The sequence below is a fragment of the Pseudomonas sp. 2FG genome (genome assembly GCF_005502935.1).
Taxonomy (GTDB): domain Bacteria; phylum Pseudomonadota; class Gammaproteobacteria; order Pseudomonadales; family Pseudomonadaceae; genus Aquipseudomonas.
The window spans coordinates 1-14118 of sequence record NZ_SCMP01000016.1 but is presented as its reverse complement, the minus strand read 5'-3'; the positions used below and the strand labels follow the sequence as shown (position 1 = coordinate 14118).

Genomic DNA, 14118 nt, shown 5'->3' with positions numbered 1-14118 from the left:
CAGCATGCCTAATGGCAGAAACCACAGGCAGGCGCGCCTAAAAACACACCTACCGCGGACAACAACAAGCACTATTCTCGACACTTTTTACGCACATAAAAAAACCGGGCCAATGGCCCGGTTCTTTCTACAACCTACGACTTACTCAGCAGCTTCTACTGCGCCGCCGACCGGACGGTCAACCAGCTCAACATAAGCCATTGGAGCATTGTCGCCAGCGCGGAAACCGCACTTGAGGATACGCAGGTAACCGCCCTGACGGGTGGCGTAGCGCTTGCCCAGGTCATTGAACAGCTTGCCGACGATGGCTTTCGAACGGGTACGGTCGAAAGCTAGACGACGGTTAGCCAAACTATCTTCTTTAGCCAGGGTGATCAGCGGCTCGGCGACGCGACGCAGTTCCTTGGCCTTAGGCAGGGTAGTTTTGATCAGCTCGTGCTCAAACAGCGACACCGCCATGTTTTGAAACATGGCCTTGCGGTGAGCGCTGGTGCGGCTCAGGTGACGACCACTCTTACGATGACGCATGGTTCAATTCCTTACCAAACTCACGTTCGGTGATTACGACGATCAGGCCGTAGCCTTGTCGTCTTTCTTAAGACTTGCCGGCGGCCAGTTGTCGAGGCGCATGCCGAGGGACAGACCACGGGAGGCCAGGACGTCCTTGATCTCTGTCAGGGACTTCTTGCCCAGGTTCGGAGTCTTCAACAACTCTACTTCGGTGCGCTGAATCAGGTCGCCGATGTAGTAGATGTTCTCCGCCTTGAGGCAGTTGGCCGAACGTACGGTCAGTTCCAGGTCGTCAACCGGGCGCAGCAGGATCGGATCGATCTCGTCTTCCTGCTCGATCACCACGGGCTCACTGTCACCTTTGAGGTCGACGAACGCGGCCAACTGCTGCTGCAGAATGGTCGCGGCACGGCGGATAGCCTCTTCCGGATCCAGGGTACCGTTGGTTTCCAGGTCAATAACCAGCTTGTCGAGGTTAGTGCGCTGCTCAACACGGGCGTTCTCAACCACGTACGCCACACGGCGTACCGGGCTGAACGAAGAGTCAAGCTGCAAGCGACCAATGCTGCGGCTTTCGTCTTCATCACTCTGACGCGAGTCAGCCGGCTCATAGCCGCGACCACGAGCCACAGTGAGCCTCATATTCAGTGCGCCGTTAGAAGCCAAGTTGGCAATAACGTGATCACCATTGACGATCTCGACATCATGATCCAGCTGAATATCGGCAGCGGTAACTACGCCCGAGCCCTTCTTCGCCAGTGTCAGAGTCACTTCGTCGCGACCATGCAGCTTAATAGCCAGACCTTTCAGGTTGAGCAGGATTTCAATGACGTCTTCCTGAACACCTTCAATGGCGCTGTACTCATGGAGTACACCGTCAATTTCGGCCTCGACTACTGCACAGCCAGGCATTGAGGACAACAAAATACGACGCAGCGCGTTGCCCAGGGTATGGCCGAAACCACGCTCGAGAGGCTCGAGAGTGATCTTGGCACGGGTCGGACTGACCACCTGCACATCGATATGGCGGGGGGTCAGGAACTCATTTACCGAAATCTGCATGGATGCACCTATTTTCTAGCCCTTACTTGGAGTAGAGCTCGACAATCAGGCTTTCGTTGATGTCGGCGGAGAGGTCACTGCGAGCCGGTACGTTTTTAAACACACCCGTTTTCTTCTCAGTGTCCACTTCGACCCACTCAACGCGGCCACGCTGGGCACACAGCTCAAGAGCTTGAACAATGCGCAGCTGATTCTTCGATTTCTCGCGAACCGCAACCACGTCACCAGCACGAACCTGGTAGGACGGTACGTTTACGGTTTTACCGTTGATGCTGATCGCTTTGTGCGAAACCAGCTGACGGGATTCGGCACGAGTAGCACCGAAGCCCATACGGTATACGACGTTATCCAGACGGCACTCGAGCAGTTGCAGCAGGTTCTCACCGGTTGCGCCTTTACGACCGGCAGCTTCCTTGTAGTAACCGCTGAACTGGCGCTCTAGTACGCCGTAGATACGACGAACTTTCTGCTTTTCACGCAGCTGAGTACCGTAATCGGATTGGCGACCACGACGTTGACCGTGGATACCAGGGGCTGCCTCGATGTTGCACTTCGATTCGATAGCGCGAACACCGCTCTTCAGAAAGAGGTCAGTGCCTTCACGACGGGACAGTTTGCATTTGGGACCAATGTAACGAGCCATTTTCTACTGTCTCCTGATTACACGCGACGCTTCTTCGGCGGACGGCACCCGTTATGCGGGATTGGCGTCACGTCGGTGATGCTGGCGATCTTGTAACCGCAGCCGTTCAATGCACGGACAGCGGACTCACGACCCGGACCGGGACCCTTGACGTTAACGTCGAGGTTCTTCAGGCCGTATTCCAGCGCAGCTTGACCAGCACGTTCAGCAGCCACCTGGGCGGCGAACGGGGTGCTCTTGCGTGAACCGCGGAAACCCGAGCCACCAGAGGTAGCCCAGGACAGGGCGTTACCTTGACGATCGGTAATGGTCACAATGGTGTTGTTAAAAGACGCGTGGATGTGGGCGATGCCATCAACCACTGTCTTTTTGACTTTTTTACGAGGACGAGCAGCAGGTTTTGCCATGACTAGATTCCTGTCGATTCGCGGGTGCGATTACTTGCGGATCGGCTTACGCGGACCCTTACGGGTACGTGCGTTGGTCTTGGTACGCTGACCGCGGACCGGAAGGCCGCGACGATGACGCAGGCCGCGGTAGCAACCCAGGTCCATTAAGCGCTTGATTTTCATGTTGACTTCACGACGAAGGTCACCTTCGGTGTTTACCTTCGCAACTTCGCCACGCAAGAGTTCAATCTGCTCATCGCTCAGATCTTTAATCTTTGCCGCTGGGTTAACCCCAGTGGTTGCGCAAATTTTCTGCGCAGTAGTGCGACCAACACCAAAGATGTAGGTCAGCGAGATAACAGTATGCTTGTTATCTGGAATGTTGACGCCTGCAATACGGGCCATTCAGTGAGACTCCAATTGACAGCTACCTACGCCCGGGAAGCCAAGAAAAGGGCGCGAGATATTAACGCTGTAATAACAAATAAGCAACCCGGCAGCGCACTAGCTGCCGGGCTTATAGCTTTTGATCACACTCAGCCTTGGCGCTGCTTGTGACGCGGTTCAGCACTGCAGATCACTCGCACGACACCTTCACGGCGAATAATTTTGCAGTTACGGCACAGCTTTTTCACCGATGCACGAACTTTCATCACCAACTCCTCGAACCTTATGGACACATCAGCGGAGCATGCCGCTGCCGTAGCCCTTCAGGTTGGCTTTCTTCATCAGGGATTCGTACTGGTGTGAAACGAGGTGCGATTGTACTTGCGACATAAAGTCCATCACAACCACTACCACGATCAGCAACGAGGTCCCGCCAAGGTAGAACGGTACGTTGGCAGCCACCACCAGGAACTGGGGCAGCAAACAAACGGCCGTCATGTACAAAGCACCGAACATGGTCAAACGAGTCAACACGCCATCGATATAGCGCGCGGACTGCTCGCCCGGACGGATACCCGGAATAAAGGCACCGGACTTCTTCAGGTTTTCTGCTACGTCTTTCGGATTGAACATCAGTGCCGTATAGAAGAAGCAGAAGAAAACAATCCCTGCACTAAACAGCAAAATGTTCAACGGCTGACCAGGAGCGATAGCCTGTGAAATATCCTGGAGCCAGCCCATACCTTCAGACTGACCGAACCAGGCACCCAGCGAAGCCGGGAACAACAGAAGGCTACTGGCGAAAATTGCCGGAATGACACCGGCCATGTTCACCTTCAGCGGCAAGTGGCTAGTCTGCGCCGCGAAGACCTTACGGCCCTGCTGACGCTTGGCGTAATGCACCGCAATGCGACGCTGACCACGCTCAATGAACACCACAAAACCGATGATCGCTACCGCCAGCAAACCAATGGCGACCAGGGCGAAAATATTGATATCGCCCTGACGAGCAGACTCGAAAGACTGCCCGACAGCACTCGGCAGACCAGCCACGATGCCCGCAAAAATCAGCATCGAGATGCCGTTACCGACACCGCGCTCAGTGATCTGCTCGCCCAACCACATCATGAACATGGCACCCGCCACGAAGGTGGTGACAGCCACGAAGTGGAAGCCGAAATCGACCGAGAACGCCACACCCTGACCCGCCAGGCCAACGGACATGCCGGTCGCCTGCACAAAAGCCAAGATCAAGGTGCCGTAGCGGGTGTACTGGCTAATCTTGCGACGGCCAGACTCACCTTCCTTCTTCAACTGCTCCAGCTGCGGGCTGACAGCGGTCATGAGCTGCATGATGATCGATGCCGAAATGTACGGCATGATCCCCAGCGCAAAGATACTCATCCGCTCCAGCGCGCCGCCGGAAAACATGTTGAACAGGCTAAGAATAGTCCCCTCATTCTGTCGGAACAGGTCAGCCAGCCGGTCGGGATTGATCCCCGGCACTGGGATGTGTGCACCTACCCGATAGACGATAATCGCCATAAAGAGGAAGCGCAGTCGAGCCCAGAGCTCGGATAACCCACCATTGCTGAGCGCTGAGAGAGCACCTTGCTTAGCCATTTAGTCCTCGAACTTGCCGCCAGCTGCTTCGATAGCCGCACGCGCACCTTTGGTGGCAGCGATACCTTTAAGGGTGACCGCACGAGTAATCTCACCGGACAGCATGACTTTCACGCGCTGTACGTGTTGATTAATCAGGTTGGCATCCTTCAGAGACTGCAGAGTCACGACATCGCCTTCCACTTTATTCAGCTCGGAGGTACGCACTTCGGCGCGATCCATAGCCTTCAGGGAGACGAAGCCGAACTTCGGCAGACGACGGTGCAGCGGCTGTTGACCGCCTTCAAAGCCCGGAGCAATGGTGCCACCGGAGCGGGAGGTCTGACCTTTGTGGCCGCGGCCACCAGTCTTACCCAAACCGCTACCGATACCACGGCCCGGACGGTGCTTCTCGCGACGGGAACCCGGCGCAGGACTCAGATCGTTCAGGTACATGTGTTAACCCTCGACTCGCAGCATGTAGTAAGCCTTGTTGATCATCCCGCGGTTCTCGGGAGTATCCAGCACTTCTACGGTGTGACCGATACGACGCAGACCCAACCCCTTCACACAGAGTTTGTGGTTGGGGATACGGCCGGTCATGCTTTTGATCAGCGTTACTTTAACGGTAGCCATGATCAGAAGATCTCCTTAACGCTCTTGCCGCGCTTAGCCGCAATAGACTCAGGAGATTGCATAGCCTTCAAACCCTTGAATGTGGCGTGAACCACGTTCACCGGGTTAGTCGAGCCATAGCACTTGGCCAATACGTTCTGCACGCCAGCCACTTCGAGAACGGCACGCATAGCGCCGCCCGCGATGATGCCGGTACCTTCAGAAGCAGGCTGCATGTACACCTTGGAGGCGCCATGGGCAGACTTCATCGCGTACTGCAGAGTGGTGCCATTGAGGTCCACCTGAATCATGTTGCGACGAGCAGCTTCCATTGCTTTCTGAATAGCAGCCGGCACTTCGCGGGACTTGCCACGACCGAAACCTACGCGACCCTTACCATCACCCACCACGGTCAACGCGGTAAAAGTGAAAATACGGCCACCTTTTACGGTCTTAGCAACGCGGTTAACTTGAACCAGCTTCTCGATGTAGCCTTCGTCGCGGCCTTCGTCGCGGCTGTCGCGTCTTTGATCATTTGCCATAACTTAGAACTCCAGCCCGCCTTCACGAGCAGCATCAGCCAGTGCCTTAACACGGCCGTGGTACTTGAAGCCAGAACGGTCGAATGCCACCTGAGTGACGCCAGCGGCTTTCGCACGCTCAGCAACCAGCTGACCAACTTTCGTGGCCGCATCGATGTTGCCGGTGGCACCATCACGCAGATCCTTGTCCAAAGTCGAGGCACTTGCCAGGACTTTGCTGCCGTCGGCCGAAATGACCTGGGCGTAAATGTGCTGCGAAGAGCGATACACGCAGAGACGCACGGCTTCTAGCTCGTGCATTTTCAGGCGTGCTTTGCGAGCGCGACGCAGTCGAGTAACTTTTTTGTCGGTCATTTGCTATGCCCTACTTCTTCTTGGCTTCTTTACGGCGGACGACTTCGTCTGCGTAACGCACACCCTTGCCCTTATAGGGCTCTGGCGGACGGAAGTCGCGGATCTCAGCGGCCACTTGACCAACCAGCTGCTTATCGATGCCCTTGATCAGGATATCGGTCTGGCTGGGGGTTTCGGCGGTGACGCCTTGCGGAAGTTCGTATTCCACCGGATGCGAGAAGCCCAGCGCCAGGGACAGCACTTCGCCTTTTGCCTGTGCTTTGTAACCAACACCAACCAGCTGAAGCTTACGCTCGAAGCCTTGGCTGACGCCGATCACCATGTTGTTAACCAACGCACGGGTGGTACCGGCCATTGCACGTGTTTGCTGATCGCCATTGCGAGCTGCAAAACGCAGTTCACCGGCTTCCTCAACCACTTCAACGGACGAATGAACGTTCAGTTCTAGAGCGCCTTTAGCACCCTTCACCGAAAGCTGTTGGCCGGCGAGTTTGATCTCAACACCAGCTGGCAGCTTAACGGGGTTCTTAGCAACGCGAGACATGCTTATCCCCCCTTAGAACACTGTGCAAAGCACTTCACCGCCGACACCGGCAGCGCGCGCAGCACGATCCGTCATCACACCTTTGTTGGTGGAGACGATGGATACGCCAAGACCGCCACGAACTTTTGGCAGATCATCGACGGACTTGTACTGGCGCAGGCCTGGACGGCTGATGCGCTTCACTTCTTCGATGACCGGACGGCCTTCGAAATATTTCAGCTCGATGGATAGCAACGGCTTGATATCGCTGCTGATCTGAAAACCCGCAATGTAACCTTCGTCCTTGAGGACTTTGGCTACAGCCACCTTCAACGTGGAGGAAGGCATGCTGACGACGGACTTTTCAGCCATCTGGGCATTACGGATACGAGTTAGCATGTCCGCTAACGGGTCCTGCATACTCATGGGCTAGACGCTCCTGATACAAAAAGAATTAGCCTTACGGCTACTACAGTCGCTAGAAAAAACTCTGGGCAAATTAAAAACCCAGGCTCAGGCGAGCCGATCATTCTAGAGACTGCTTAAAAATGAATCAAGCCCCAAAAGGGGCTTGATTCATTATCGCTCAACGCAACTGCCGAACCCTTGCGAGCCAGGCAGCCACGAATCGAGACAAGACGACTTACCAGCTAGCTTTCACCAGACCCGGTACGTCACCGCGCATGGCAGCTTCGCGCAGTTTGTTACGGCCGAGGCCGAACTTGCGGTACACTCCGTGCGGGCGACCGGTGAGGCGGCAGCGGTTACGCAGGCGCGAGGCGCTGGCGTCACGTGGCTGCTTCTGCAGAGCGATCTGCGCTTCCCAACGAGCTTCCGGACTGGTGTTCGGATTGACGATGGTAGCTTTCAGCTCGGCACGCTTCTTAGCGAACTTTGCTACCGTTTGCTGACGCTTCAGCTCGCGGTTTTTCATGCTTTGCTTGGCCATGTTCCTACTCCAATCAGTTGCGGAACGGGAAGTTGAAAGCACGCAGCAAGGCGCGACCTTCATCATCCGTACGAGCAGTGGTGGTCAGGGTAATGTCCAGACCGCGCAGAGCATCGATCTTGTCGTAATCGATTTCCGGGAAAATGATCTGCTCTTTGACGCCCATGCTGTAGTTGCCACGACCATCGAAGGACTTGGCATTCAGGCCGCGGAAGTCACGCACGCGCGGCAGGGAGATCGAAAGCAGACGATCCAGGAATTCATACATACGATCGCGACGCAGAGTAACTTTGACGCCGATCGGCCAACCTTCACGGACTTTGAAGCCTGCGATGGATTTCCGAGCGTAAGTCACAATGACTTTTTGACCGGTGATTTTTTCCAAATCCGCTACCGCGTGCTCGATGATTTTCTTATCACCGATCGCCTCGCCAAGACCCATGTTCAGGGTGATTTTGGTAACGCGCGGAACTTCCATCACGTTCGACAGCTTAAGTTCTTCCTTAAGCTTCGGAGCGATTTCTTTCCGATAAATCTCTTTTAGTCGTGCCATGGTCTTCTACCTAGCAGTGTTCAAGCATCAACCGCTTTTTGGGTCGACTTGAAGACACGAATTTTTTTGCCGTCTTCTACTTTGAAACCAACGCGGTCAGCCTTGCTGGTTTCACCGTTGAAAATGGCGACGTTAGAGGCGTGCAGCGGCGCCTCCTTCTCGACGATACCGCCTTGAACGCCCGACATCGGGTTCGGCTTGGTATGGCGCTTTACCAGGTTGATCCCACCAACGACCAAACGGTCGTCAGCGAGAACCTTGAGCACCTTGCCACGCTTACCTTTGTCTTTGCCGGCGATCACGATGATCTCGTCGTCACGACGAATCTTTTGCATGTCGGATCTCCTTACAGCACTTCAGGGGCGAGCGAGACGATCTTCATGAACTTCTCAGAGCGAAGTTCACGGGTCACGGGCCCAAAGATACGGGTGCCGATCGGCTCTTGCTTGTTGTTCAGCAGAACAGCAGCGTTGCCATCAAAGCGAATGATGGAGCCGTCTGGACGACGAACACCGTGGCGAGTGCGGACTACGACAGCAGTCATCACTTGGCCTTTCTTCACTTTACCGCGCGGAATTGCTTCCTTGACGGTGACTTTGATGATGTCGCCGATGCCAGCGTAACGGCGATGCGAACCGCCCAACACCTTGATGCACATAACACGGCGTGCACCGCTGTTGTCGGCCACATCGAGCATGGATTGAGTCTGAATCATATAATTTCTCCGACCCCTAGTCCTTAGACTTCCACTGCGCGTTCAACGACTTCAACCAGTGCCCAAGTTTTGGTCTTGGCCAGCGGACGAGTCTCACGAATAGTGACCTTGTCGCCGATATGGCACTGATTGGTTTCGTCGTGGGCGTGCAGCTTGGTCGAACGCTTCACATATTTACCGTAGATCGGGTGCTTTACGCGACGCTCGATCAGGACGGTGATGGTCTTGTCCATCTTGTCGCTGACGACACGGCCAGTCAGCGTACGGACGGTTTTTTCGGCTTCAGCCATGATTACTTACCTGCCTGCTGGTTGAGCACAGTCTTCACGCGAGCGATGTCACGCTTAACTTGCGAGAGCAGGTGAGACTGCCCCAACTGGCCAGTTGCCTTCTGCATACGCAGATTGAACTGGTCGCGCAGCAGGCCGAGCAGTTGCTCGTTCAGCTGCTGTGCTGATTTTTCACGAAGTTCATTCGCTTTCATCACATCACCGTCCGCTTAACAAAGGAGGTGGCGAGCGGCAGCTTTGCAGCAGCCAGGGCGAAAGCCTCACGCGCCAGCTCTTCGGAAACACCCTCGATTTCATACAGGACTTTGCCTGGCTGAATCTGGGCAACCCAATACTCGACGCTACCCTTACCTTTACCCATCCGCACTTCGAGAGGCTTCTTGGTGACCGGCTTATCAGGGAACACTCGAATCCAGATTTTCCCGCCACGCTTAACGTGACGAGTCAGAGCACGACGAGCGGACTCGATCTGACGGGCGGTGAGACGACCACGAGCAACAGACTTCAGCGCGAACTCGCCGAAGCTGACTTTGCTACCGCGCTGAGCCAAGCCACGGTTGTGGCCAGTCATCTGCTTGCGGAACTTCGTACGCTTTGGTTGCAACATTTGGCGTACCCCTTACTTAGCAGCTTTTTTACGAGGCGCAGGTGCTTGCGGCTTCAGTTCTTCCTGGCGACCACCAATTACTTCGCCCTTGAAGATCCAAACCTTGACACCGATCACACCATAAGTGGTGTGCGCTTCGTACGTGGCATAGTCGATATCGGCACGCAGGGTGTGCAACGGCACACGACCTTCGCGATACCACTCGGTACGGGCAATTTCTGCGCCGCCCAAACGACCGCTCACTTGGATTTTGATGCCTTTGGCACCAATGCGCATGGCGTTCTGTACAGCGCGCTTCATGGCGCGACGGAACATCACACGACGCTCCAGCTGCTGAGCTACGCTCTGCGCAACCAGCATACCGTCGAGCTCCGGCTTGCGGATCTCTTCGATATTGATGTGCACAGGCACACCCATTTGCTTGGTCAGGTCCTGACGCAGCTTCTCAACATCCTCACCTTTCTTGCCGATCACGATGCCGGGACGAGCGGTGTGGATGGTGATACGTGCTGTTTGAGCCGGACGATGAATATCGATACGGCTGACGGACGCGCTTTTTAGTTTGTCTTGGAGATACTCACGCACCTTCAGATCAGCGAACAAATAGTCCGCATAAGTCCGACCGCTGGCGTACCAGACGGAGGTGTGTTCCTTGACGATACCCAGGCGAATGCCAATGGGATGTACTTTCTGACCCATCTCTTCGACTCCGTTACTTGTCAGCAACCTTGACAGTGATATGGCAAGACCGCTTGACGATGCGATCAGCACGGCCTTTGGCACGTGGCATGATGCGCTTCAGCGAACGCCCTTCGTTGACGAAAACAGTGGAAACCTTGAGGTCATCCACGTCTGCGCCTTCGTTGTGCTCGGCGTTGGCTACAGCCGACTCCAGCACTTTTTTCATGATCTCGGCGGCTTTCTTACTGCTGAAAGCCAACAGGTTGAGCGCTTCGCCCACCTTCTTCCCGCGGATCTGGTCGGCGACCAAGCGGGCTTTCTGGGCGGAGATTCGAGCGCCCGACAACTTAGCGGCTACTTCCATCGTTCCTTACCCCTTAACGCTTGGCTTTCTTGTCAGCCACGTGCCCACGATAAGTGCGGGTACCGGCAAACTCGCCCAGTTTGTGACCGACCATGTCTTCGTTCACGAGAACTGGGACATGTTGACGACCGTTATGTACAGCAATGGTCAGACCAACCATCTGTGGCAGGATCATGGAACGGCGCGACCAGGTTTTCACCGGCTTGCGATCGTTCTTTTCCACCGCCACTTCGATCTTCTTCAGTAGGTGAAGATCAATAAAAGGACCTTTTTTCAGAGAACGTGGCACTGTCGTATCCCTCTATTTACTTGCGACGACGGACGATCATTTTATCGGTGCGCTTGTTACCACGAGTCTTCGCGCCCTTAGTCGGGAAGCCCCATGGAGACACCGGATGACGACCACCAGAGGTACGACCTTCACCACCACCATGCGGGTGGTCGACTGGGTTCATGGCAACACCACGAACGGTCGGGCGAACGCCACGCCAGCGCTTGGCACCAGCTTTACCCAGCGAACGCAGGCTGTGCTCGGAGTTCGAGACCTCGCCCAGGGTCGCACGGCACTCAGCCAGCACTTTACGCATTTCACCGGAACGCAGACGCAGGGTCACGTAAGCACCTTCACGAGCGATCAGCTGAGCCGAAGCACCAGCGGAACGAGCGATCTGAGCACCTTTACCCGGCTTCAGTTCAACACCATGCACGGTGCTACCGACCGGCATGTTACGCAGTTGCAGAGCATTGCCCGGCTTGATCGGTGCCAGGGCACCTGCGATCAGCTGGTCGCCAGCACTCACGCCTTTAGGGGCGATGATGTAGCGGCGCTCGCCGTCTGCGTACATCAGCAGAGCGATGTGCGCGGTACGGTTCGGGTCATATTCGATGCGCTCGACAGTGGCCGGAATGCCATCTTTGTCGTTGCGACGGAAATCGACCAGACGGTAATGCTGCTTATGACCACCACCGATGTGACGCGTGGTAATACGGCCATTGTTGTTACGACCACCAGACTTCGACTTCTTCTCGAGCAGCGGTGCGTAAGGAGCGCCTTTGTGCAGCTCCTGGTTGACCACCTTGACCACAAAACGGCGGCCAGCGGAAGTCGGTTTGCATTTAACGATTGCCATGATGCACCCCTTCCTTACTCAGCACTGCTGCTGAAGTCGAGATCTTGGCCCGGCTGAAGGGAGATTACTGCCTTCTTCCAGTCATTACGCTTGCCCAGACCGCGAGCAGTACGCTTGCTCTTACCCAGAACATTCAGGGTAGTCACACGCTCTACTTTCACGCTGAACAGGCTTTCGACGGCCTTCTTGATTTCCAGCTTGGTTGCATCGGTCGCAACCTTGAAAACGAACTGGCCTTTTTTGTCAGCCAAAACCGTGGCTTTCTCAGAGACGTGCGGGCCAAGTAGCACTTTAAATACGCGTTCCTGGTTCATCCCAGCAGCTCCTCGAATTTCTTCACGGCCGACACAGTGATCAACACCTTGTCGTATGCGATCAGACTGACCGGATCGGAACCCTGCACATCACGTACGTCGACGTGCGGCAGGTTGCGAGCAGCCAGGTACAGATTCTGATCAACAGCATCAGACACGATCAGAACATCCGTCAGACCCATGCCATTCAGCTTGTTCAGCAGATCTTTGGTTTTCGGCGCTTCGACAGCGAAGTCTTGAACCACAACCAGACGATCGGTACGCACCAGCTCAGCAAGGATGGAGCGCAGTGCTGCGCGGTACATCTTCTTGTTCAGCTTCTGGGAGTGATCCTGCGGACGCGCTGCGAAAGTGGTACCGCCGCCACGCCAGATTGGGCTACGGATAGTACCGGCACGAGCACGGCCAGTACCCTTCTGACGCCACGGGCGCTTACCGCCACCGGAAACGTCGGAACGAGTCTTTTGCTGCTTGCTGCCCTGACGACCGCCAGCCATGTAGGCCACGACCGCCTGGTGTACCAGCGTCTCGTTGAATTCGCCGCCGAAGGTTGCTTCGGAAACTTCGATCGCCTGAGCGTCATTTACATTTAATTGCATGTCAGCTTCCCCTTAACCGCGAGCCTTGGCTGCCGGACGCACAACCAGGTTGCCGCCAGTAGCGCCAGGCACAGCGCCCTTGACCAGCAGCAGATTGCGTTCAGCGTCGACGCGCACAACTTCCAAGGACTGCACGGTCACGCGCTCAGCGCCCATATGACCGGACATCTTTTTGCCCTTGAAAACACGACCAGGAGTCTGACACTGGCCGATGGAGCCAGGGACGCGGTGGGAGACGGAGTTACCGTGGGTGTTATCTTGACCGCGGAAGTTCCAGCGCTTGATGGTACCGGCGAAGCCTTTACCCTTGGACTGACCGGTGACATCCACCAGCTGACCTGCTTGGAAAATTTCTGCATTGATCAGATCGCCAGCCTGGTACTCGCCTTCTTCAAGACGGAATTCCCAGACGCCGCGACCGGCAGCTACGTTTGCTTTAGCGAAGTGACCTGCTTGAGCAGCAGTCACGCGCGAAGCACGACGCTCACCGACAGTGACTTGCACTGCACGATAGCCATCGCTTTCTTCGGTTTTGAACTGAGTGACGCGATTCGGCTCGATCTCAATGACCGTAACCGGAATGGAGACACCTTCTTCGGTGAAAATACGGGTCATACCGCACTTACGACCGACTACACCAATAGTCATGTTGTAAACCTCATGAGTGTACGGGGCTTTCACCCGCTATGGCCGCCCATTTCAGAGCGTTACACGACTAAAACCTTACAGGTCTTAGCCGAGGCTGATCTGCACTTCCACGCCAGCCGCAAGATCGAGCTTCATAAGAGCATCAACGGTTTTATCCGTTGGCTGAACGATGTCCAGCACGCGCTTATGAGTACGGATTTCGTACTGGTCGCGCGCGTCTTTGTTGACGTGCGGAGAAACCAGAACCGTAAACCGCTCTTTGCGAGTAGGCAGAGGAATCGGACCACGCACCTGAGCACCAGTACGTTTCGCGGTTTCCACGATTTCCTGGGTGGATTGGTCGATTAGGCGATGATCAAAAGCCTTCAACCGTATCCGGATTTGTTGATTTTGCATTGACCTCAGACTCCCAGCTGCTATTCCCAGCGGACGCAATACGCCCGTTAAAAGGAGGCGCAATTCTATAGACGCCCCCTCTAGGTGTCAACTCAATAAAAAAGCCCCCGCAAGCGGGGGCTTTTTTCAAGAATCAACGATTACTCGATGATTTTGGCTACTACACCAGCGCCAACGGTACGACCGCCTTCACGGATGGCAAAACGCAGACCGTCTTCCATCGCGATCGGAGCAATCAGGGTGAC

The 14118-nt window shown here is 55.4% G+C and carries 28 protein-coding genes and 1 pseudogene; all 29 read right to left on the bottom strand.

Translation table 11 applies throughout. The features are described from left to right. Positions 1-141: 141 nt before the first annotated feature. Positions 142-528 (bottom strand): 50S ribosomal protein L17, encoded by a 387-nt coding sequence (gene rplQ / locus FFS13_RS16005; protein WP_119952538.1) that lies wholly within the window; start codon positions 526-528, stop codon positions 142-144. 42 nt (positions 529-570) lie between these two features. Then, the gene (gene rpoA, locus FFS13_RS16000; protein WP_119952539.1) at positions 571-1572 is read right to left on the bottom strand and encodes a DNA-directed RNA polymerase subunit alpha; all 1002 of its coding nucleotides are present in this window, start codon (positions 1570-1572) and stop codon (positions 571-573) included. Between the two features lie 22 nt (positions 1573-1594). Beyond that, on the bottom strand, positions 1595-2215 hold the full coding sequence (gene rpsD / locus FFS13_RS15995; protein WP_119952540.1) for a 30S ribosomal protein S4: 621 nt from the start codon (positions 2213-2215) through the stop codon (positions 1595-1597). Between the two features lie 17 nt (positions 2216-2232). Further along, positions 2233-2622: a 30S ribosomal protein S11 gene (gene rpsK / locus FFS13_RS15990; protein ID WP_002555466.1), complete on the bottom strand. Its 390-nt coding sequence runs from the start codon at positions 2620-2622 to the stop codon at positions 2233-2235. 30 nt (positions 2623-2652) lie between these two features. Beyond that, positions 2653-3009 (bottom strand): 30S ribosomal protein S13, encoded by a 357-nt coding sequence (gene rpsM, locus FFS13_RS15985; protein ID WP_108096520.1) that lies wholly within the window; start codon positions 3007-3009, stop codon positions 2653-2655. A 131-nt stretch (positions 3010-3140) separates the two neighbouring features. Then, positions 3141-3257 carry a 50S ribosomal protein L36 gene (gene rpmJ, locus FFS13_RS15980; protein WP_002555468.1) on the bottom strand — a complete coding sequence of 39 codons (117 nt, stop codon included), beginning with the start codon at positions 3255-3257 and terminating at the stop codon, positions 3141-3143. 28 nt (positions 3258-3285) lie between these two features. After that, entirely contained in the window at positions 3286-4614 is a 1329-nt protein-coding gene (gene secY, locus FFS13_RS15975) for a preprotein translocase subunit SecY (protein ID WP_137820060.1), read from the bottom strand. Continuing rightward, positions 4615-5049, bottom strand: a complete 435-nt coding sequence (gene rplO / locus FFS13_RS15970; protein WP_119952542.1) for a 50S ribosomal protein L15 — start codon at positions 5047-5049, stop codon at positions 4615-4617. Between the two features lie 3 nt (positions 5050-5052). Further along, positions 5053-5229 (bottom strand): 50S ribosomal protein L30, encoded by a 177-nt coding sequence (gene rpmD / locus FFS13_RS15965; protein ID WP_003186033.1) that lies wholly within the window; start codon positions 5227-5229, stop codon positions 5053-5055. A 2-nt stretch (positions 5230-5231) separates the two neighbouring features. Next, positions 5232-5750 carry a 30S ribosomal protein S5 gene (rpsE, locus tag FFS13_RS15960; protein ID WP_119952544.1) on the bottom strand — a complete coding sequence of 173 codons (519 nt, stop codon included), beginning with the start codon at positions 5748-5750 and terminating at the stop codon, positions 5232-5234. A 3-nt stretch (positions 5751-5753) separates the two neighbouring features. After that, on the bottom strand, positions 5754-6104 hold the full coding sequence (gene rplR, locus FFS13_RS15955; protein ID WP_119952545.1) for a 50S ribosomal protein L18: 351 nt from the start codon (positions 6102-6104) through the stop codon (positions 5754-5756). Between the two features lie 10 nt (positions 6105-6114). Further along, positions 6115-6648, bottom strand: a complete 534-nt coding sequence (rplF, locus tag FFS13_RS15950) for a 50S ribosomal protein L6 (protein ID WP_137820059.1) — start codon at positions 6646-6648, stop codon at positions 6115-6117. 12 nt (positions 6649-6660) lie between these two features. Further along, the gene (gene rpsH, locus FFS13_RS15945; protein ID WP_137820058.1) at positions 6661-7053 is read right to left on the bottom strand and encodes a 30S ribosomal protein S8; all 393 of its coding nucleotides are present in this window, start codon (positions 7051-7053) and stop codon (positions 6661-6663) included. A 217-nt stretch (positions 7054-7270) separates the two neighbouring features. Continuing rightward, positions 7271-7576 (bottom strand): 30S ribosomal protein S14, encoded by a 306-nt coding sequence (gene rpsN, locus FFS13_RS15940; protein WP_137820057.1) that lies wholly within the window; start codon positions 7574-7576, stop codon positions 7271-7273. Between the two features lie 13 nt (positions 7577-7589). Beyond that, the gene (gene rplE / locus FFS13_RS15935; RefSeq protein ID WP_119952549.1) at positions 7590-8129 is read right to left on the bottom strand and encodes a 50S ribosomal protein L5; all 540 of its coding nucleotides are present in this window, start codon (positions 8127-8129) and stop codon (positions 7590-7592) included. A gap of 20 nt (positions 8130-8149) precedes the next feature. Further along, on the bottom strand, positions 8150-8464 hold the full coding sequence (gene rplX / locus FFS13_RS15930) for a 50S ribosomal protein L24 (protein WP_119952550.1): 315 nt from the start codon (positions 8462-8464) through the stop codon (positions 8150-8152). 11 nt (positions 8465-8475) lie between these two features. Then, positions 8476-8844 (bottom strand): 50S ribosomal protein L14, encoded by a 369-nt coding sequence (gene rplN, locus FFS13_RS15925; protein ID WP_003289207.1) that lies wholly within the window; start codon positions 8842-8844, stop codon positions 8476-8478. A 23-nt stretch (positions 8845-8867) separates the two neighbouring features. Further along, positions 8868-9134, bottom strand: a complete 267-nt coding sequence (rpsQ, locus tag FFS13_RS15920) for a 30S ribosomal protein S17 (RefSeq protein ID WP_119952551.1) — start codon at positions 9132-9134, stop codon at positions 8868-8870. A gap of 2 nt (positions 9135-9136) precedes the next feature. Further along, complete coding sequence (gene rpmC / locus FFS13_RS15915) at positions 9137-9328, bottom strand: 50S ribosomal protein L29 (protein WP_002555481.1); 192 nt, start codon at positions 9326-9328, stop codon at positions 9137-9139. Then, positions 9328-9741 (bottom strand): 50S ribosomal protein L16, encoded by a 414-nt coding sequence (gene rplP / locus FFS13_RS15910; protein WP_110618209.1) that lies wholly within the window; start codon positions 9739-9741, stop codon positions 9328-9330. Before rplP ends, rpmC begins: the two co-directional genes overlap by 1 nt. Before the next feature lie 12 nt (positions 9742-9753). Next, the gene (gene rpsC / locus FFS13_RS15905; protein WP_119952552.1) at positions 9754-10440 is read right to left on the bottom strand and encodes a 30S ribosomal protein S3; all 687 of its coding nucleotides are present in this window, start codon (positions 10438-10440) and stop codon (positions 9754-9756) included. A 13-nt stretch (positions 10441-10453) separates the two neighbouring features. Then, the gene (rplV, locus tag FFS13_RS15900) at positions 10454-10786 is read right to left on the bottom strand and encodes a 50S ribosomal protein L22 (protein ID WP_003103908.1); all 333 of its coding nucleotides are present in this window, start codon (positions 10784-10786) and stop codon (positions 10454-10456) included. A gap of 13 nt (positions 10787-10799) precedes the next feature. Beyond that, a complete protein-coding gene (rpsS, locus tag FFS13_RS15895) occupies positions 10800-11075 on the bottom strand; it encodes a 30S ribosomal protein S19 (RefSeq protein ID WP_010486981.1) in 276 nt (91 codons plus the stop codon). Positions 11076-11091: 16 nt separating this feature from the next. Next, positions 11092-11916 (bottom strand): 50S ribosomal protein L2, encoded by an 825-nt coding sequence (rplB, locus tag FFS13_RS15890; protein ID WP_137820056.1) that lies wholly within the window; start codon positions 11914-11916, stop codon positions 11092-11094. Positions 11917-11930: 14 nt separating this feature from the next. Beyond that, positions 11931-12230 carry a 50S ribosomal protein L23 gene (rplW, locus tag FFS13_RS15885; RefSeq protein WP_002555488.1) on the bottom strand — a complete coding sequence of 100 codons (300 nt, stop codon included), beginning with the start codon at positions 12228-12230 and terminating at the stop codon, positions 11931-11933. After that, complete coding sequence (rplD, locus tag FFS13_RS15880) at positions 12227-12829, bottom strand: 50S ribosomal protein L4 (protein WP_137820055.1); 603 nt, start codon at positions 12827-12829, stop codon at positions 12227-12229. The genes rplW and rplD overlap by 4 nt, the downstream gene beginning before the upstream one ends. 12 nt (positions 12830-12841) lie before the next feature. Beyond that, positions 12842-13477: a 50S ribosomal protein L3 gene (gene rplC / locus FFS13_RS15875; protein ID WP_122453851.1), complete on the bottom strand. Its 636-nt coding sequence runs from the start codon at positions 13475-13477 to the stop codon at positions 12842-12844. A gap of 84 nt (positions 13478-13561) precedes the next feature. Further along, entirely contained in the window at positions 13562-13873 is a 312-nt protein-coding gene (gene rpsJ, locus FFS13_RS15870; protein WP_003186070.1) for a 30S ribosomal protein S10, read from the bottom strand. A gap of 140 nt (positions 13874-14013) precedes the next feature. Beyond that, positions 14014-14118 (bottom strand): annotated as a pseudogene (locus FFS13_RS15865) (elongation factor Tu); the annotation flags it as partial.

Bases quoted from the DNA above. Each gene is read 5' to 3' on its own strand.
- rpsN (WP_137820057.1), bottom strand. From the start codon at position 7,576: ATGGCCAAGCAAAGCATGAAAAACCGCGAGCTGAAGCGTCAGCAAACG.
- rpsQ (WP_119952551.1), bottom strand. From the start codon at position 9,134: ATGGCTGAAGCCGAAAAAACCGTCCGTACGCTGACTGGCCGTGTCGTC.
- rplE (WP_119952549.1), bottom strand. From the start codon at position 8,129: ATGGCACGACTAAAAGAGATTTATCGGAAAGAAATCGCTCCGAAGCTT.
- rpsM (WP_108096520.1), bottom strand. From the start codon at position 3,009: ATGGCCCGTATTGCAGGCGTCAACATTCCAGATAACAAGCATACTGTT.
- rpsJ (WP_003186070.1), bottom strand. From the start codon at position 13,873: ATGCAAAATCAACAAATCCGGATACGGTTGAAGGCTTTTGATCATCGC.
- rpsC (WP_119952552.1), bottom strand. From the start codon at position 10,440: ATGGGTCAGAAAGTACATCCCATTGGCATTCGCCTGGGTATCGTCAAG.
- rplW (WP_002555488.1), bottom strand. From the start codon at position 12,230: ATGAACCAGGAACGCGTATTTAAAGTGCTACTTGGCCCGCACGTCTCT.
- rplB (WP_137820056.1), bottom strand. From the start codon at position 11,916: ATGGCAATCGTTAAATGCAAACCGACTTCCGCTGGCCGCCGTTTTGTG.
- rpsK (WP_002555466.1), bottom strand. From the start codon at position 2,622: ATGGCAAAACCTGCTGCTCGTCCTCGTAAAAAAGTCAAAAAGACAGTG.
- rplP (WP_110618209.1), bottom strand. From the start codon at position 9,741: ATGTTGCAACCAAAGCGTACGAAGTTCCGCAAGCAGATGACTGGCCAC.
- rpsE (WP_119952544.1), bottom strand. From the start codon at position 5,750: ATGGCAAATGATCAAAGACGCGACAGCCGCGACGAAGGCCGCGACGAA.
- rplR (WP_119952545.1), bottom strand. From the start codon at position 6,104: ATGACCGACAAAAAAGTTACTCGACTGCGTCGCGCTCGCAAAGCACGC.
- rplN (WP_003289207.1), bottom strand. From the start codon at position 8,844: ATGATTCAGACTCAATCCATGCTCGATGTGGCCGACAACAGCGGTGCA.
- rpsH (WP_137820058.1), bottom strand. From the start codon at position 7,053: ATGAGTATGCAGGACCCGTTAGCGGACATGCTAACTCGTATCCGTAAT.
- rplQ (WP_119952538.1), bottom strand. From the start codon at position 528: ATGCGTCATCGTAAGAGTGGTCGTCACCTGAGCCGCACCAGCGCTCAC.
- rpsD (WP_119952540.1), bottom strand. From the start codon at position 2,215: ATGGCTCGTTACATTGGTCCCAAATGCAAACTGTCCCGTCGTGAAGGC.
- secY (WP_137820060.1), bottom strand. From the start codon at position 4,614: ATGGCTAAGCAAGGTGCTCTCTCAGCGCTCAGCAATGGTGGGTTATCC.
- rplC (WP_122453851.1), bottom strand. From the start codon at position 13,477: ATGACTATTGGTGTAGTCGGTCGTAAGTGCGGTATGACCCGTATTTTC.
- rplV (WP_003103908.1), bottom strand. From the start codon at position 10,786: ATGGAAGTAGCCGCTAAGTTGTCGGGCGCTCGAATCTCCGCCCAGAAA.
- rplX (WP_119952550.1), bottom strand. From the start codon at position 8,464: ATGCAAAAGATTCGTCGTGACGACGAGATCATCGTGATCGCCGGCAAA.
- rplO (WP_119952542.1), bottom strand. From the start codon at position 5,049: ATGTACCTGAACGATCTGAGTCCTGCGCCGGGTTCCCGTCGCGAGAAG.
- rpmJ (WP_002555468.1), bottom strand. From the start codon at position 3,257: ATGAAAGTTCGTGCATCGGTGAAAAAGCTGTGCCGTAACTGCAAAATT.
- rplD (WP_137820055.1), bottom strand. From the start codon at position 12,829: ATGCAATTAAATGTAAATGACGCTCAGGCGATCGAAGTTTCCGAAGCA.
- rpoA (WP_119952539.1), bottom strand. From the start codon at position 1,572: ATGCAGATTTCGGTAAATGAGTTCCTGACCCCCCGCCATATCGATGTG.
- rplF (WP_137820059.1), bottom strand. From the start codon at position 6,648: ATGTCTCGCGTTGCTAAGAACCCCGTTAAGCTGCCAGCTGGTGTTGAG.
- rpmD (WP_003186033.1), bottom strand. From the start codon at position 5,229: ATGGCTACCGTTAAAGTAACGCTGATCAAAAGCATGACCGGCCGTATC.
- rpmC (WP_002555481.1), bottom strand. From the start codon at position 9,328: ATGAAAGCGAATGAACTTCGTGAAAAATCAGCACAGCAGCTGAACGAG.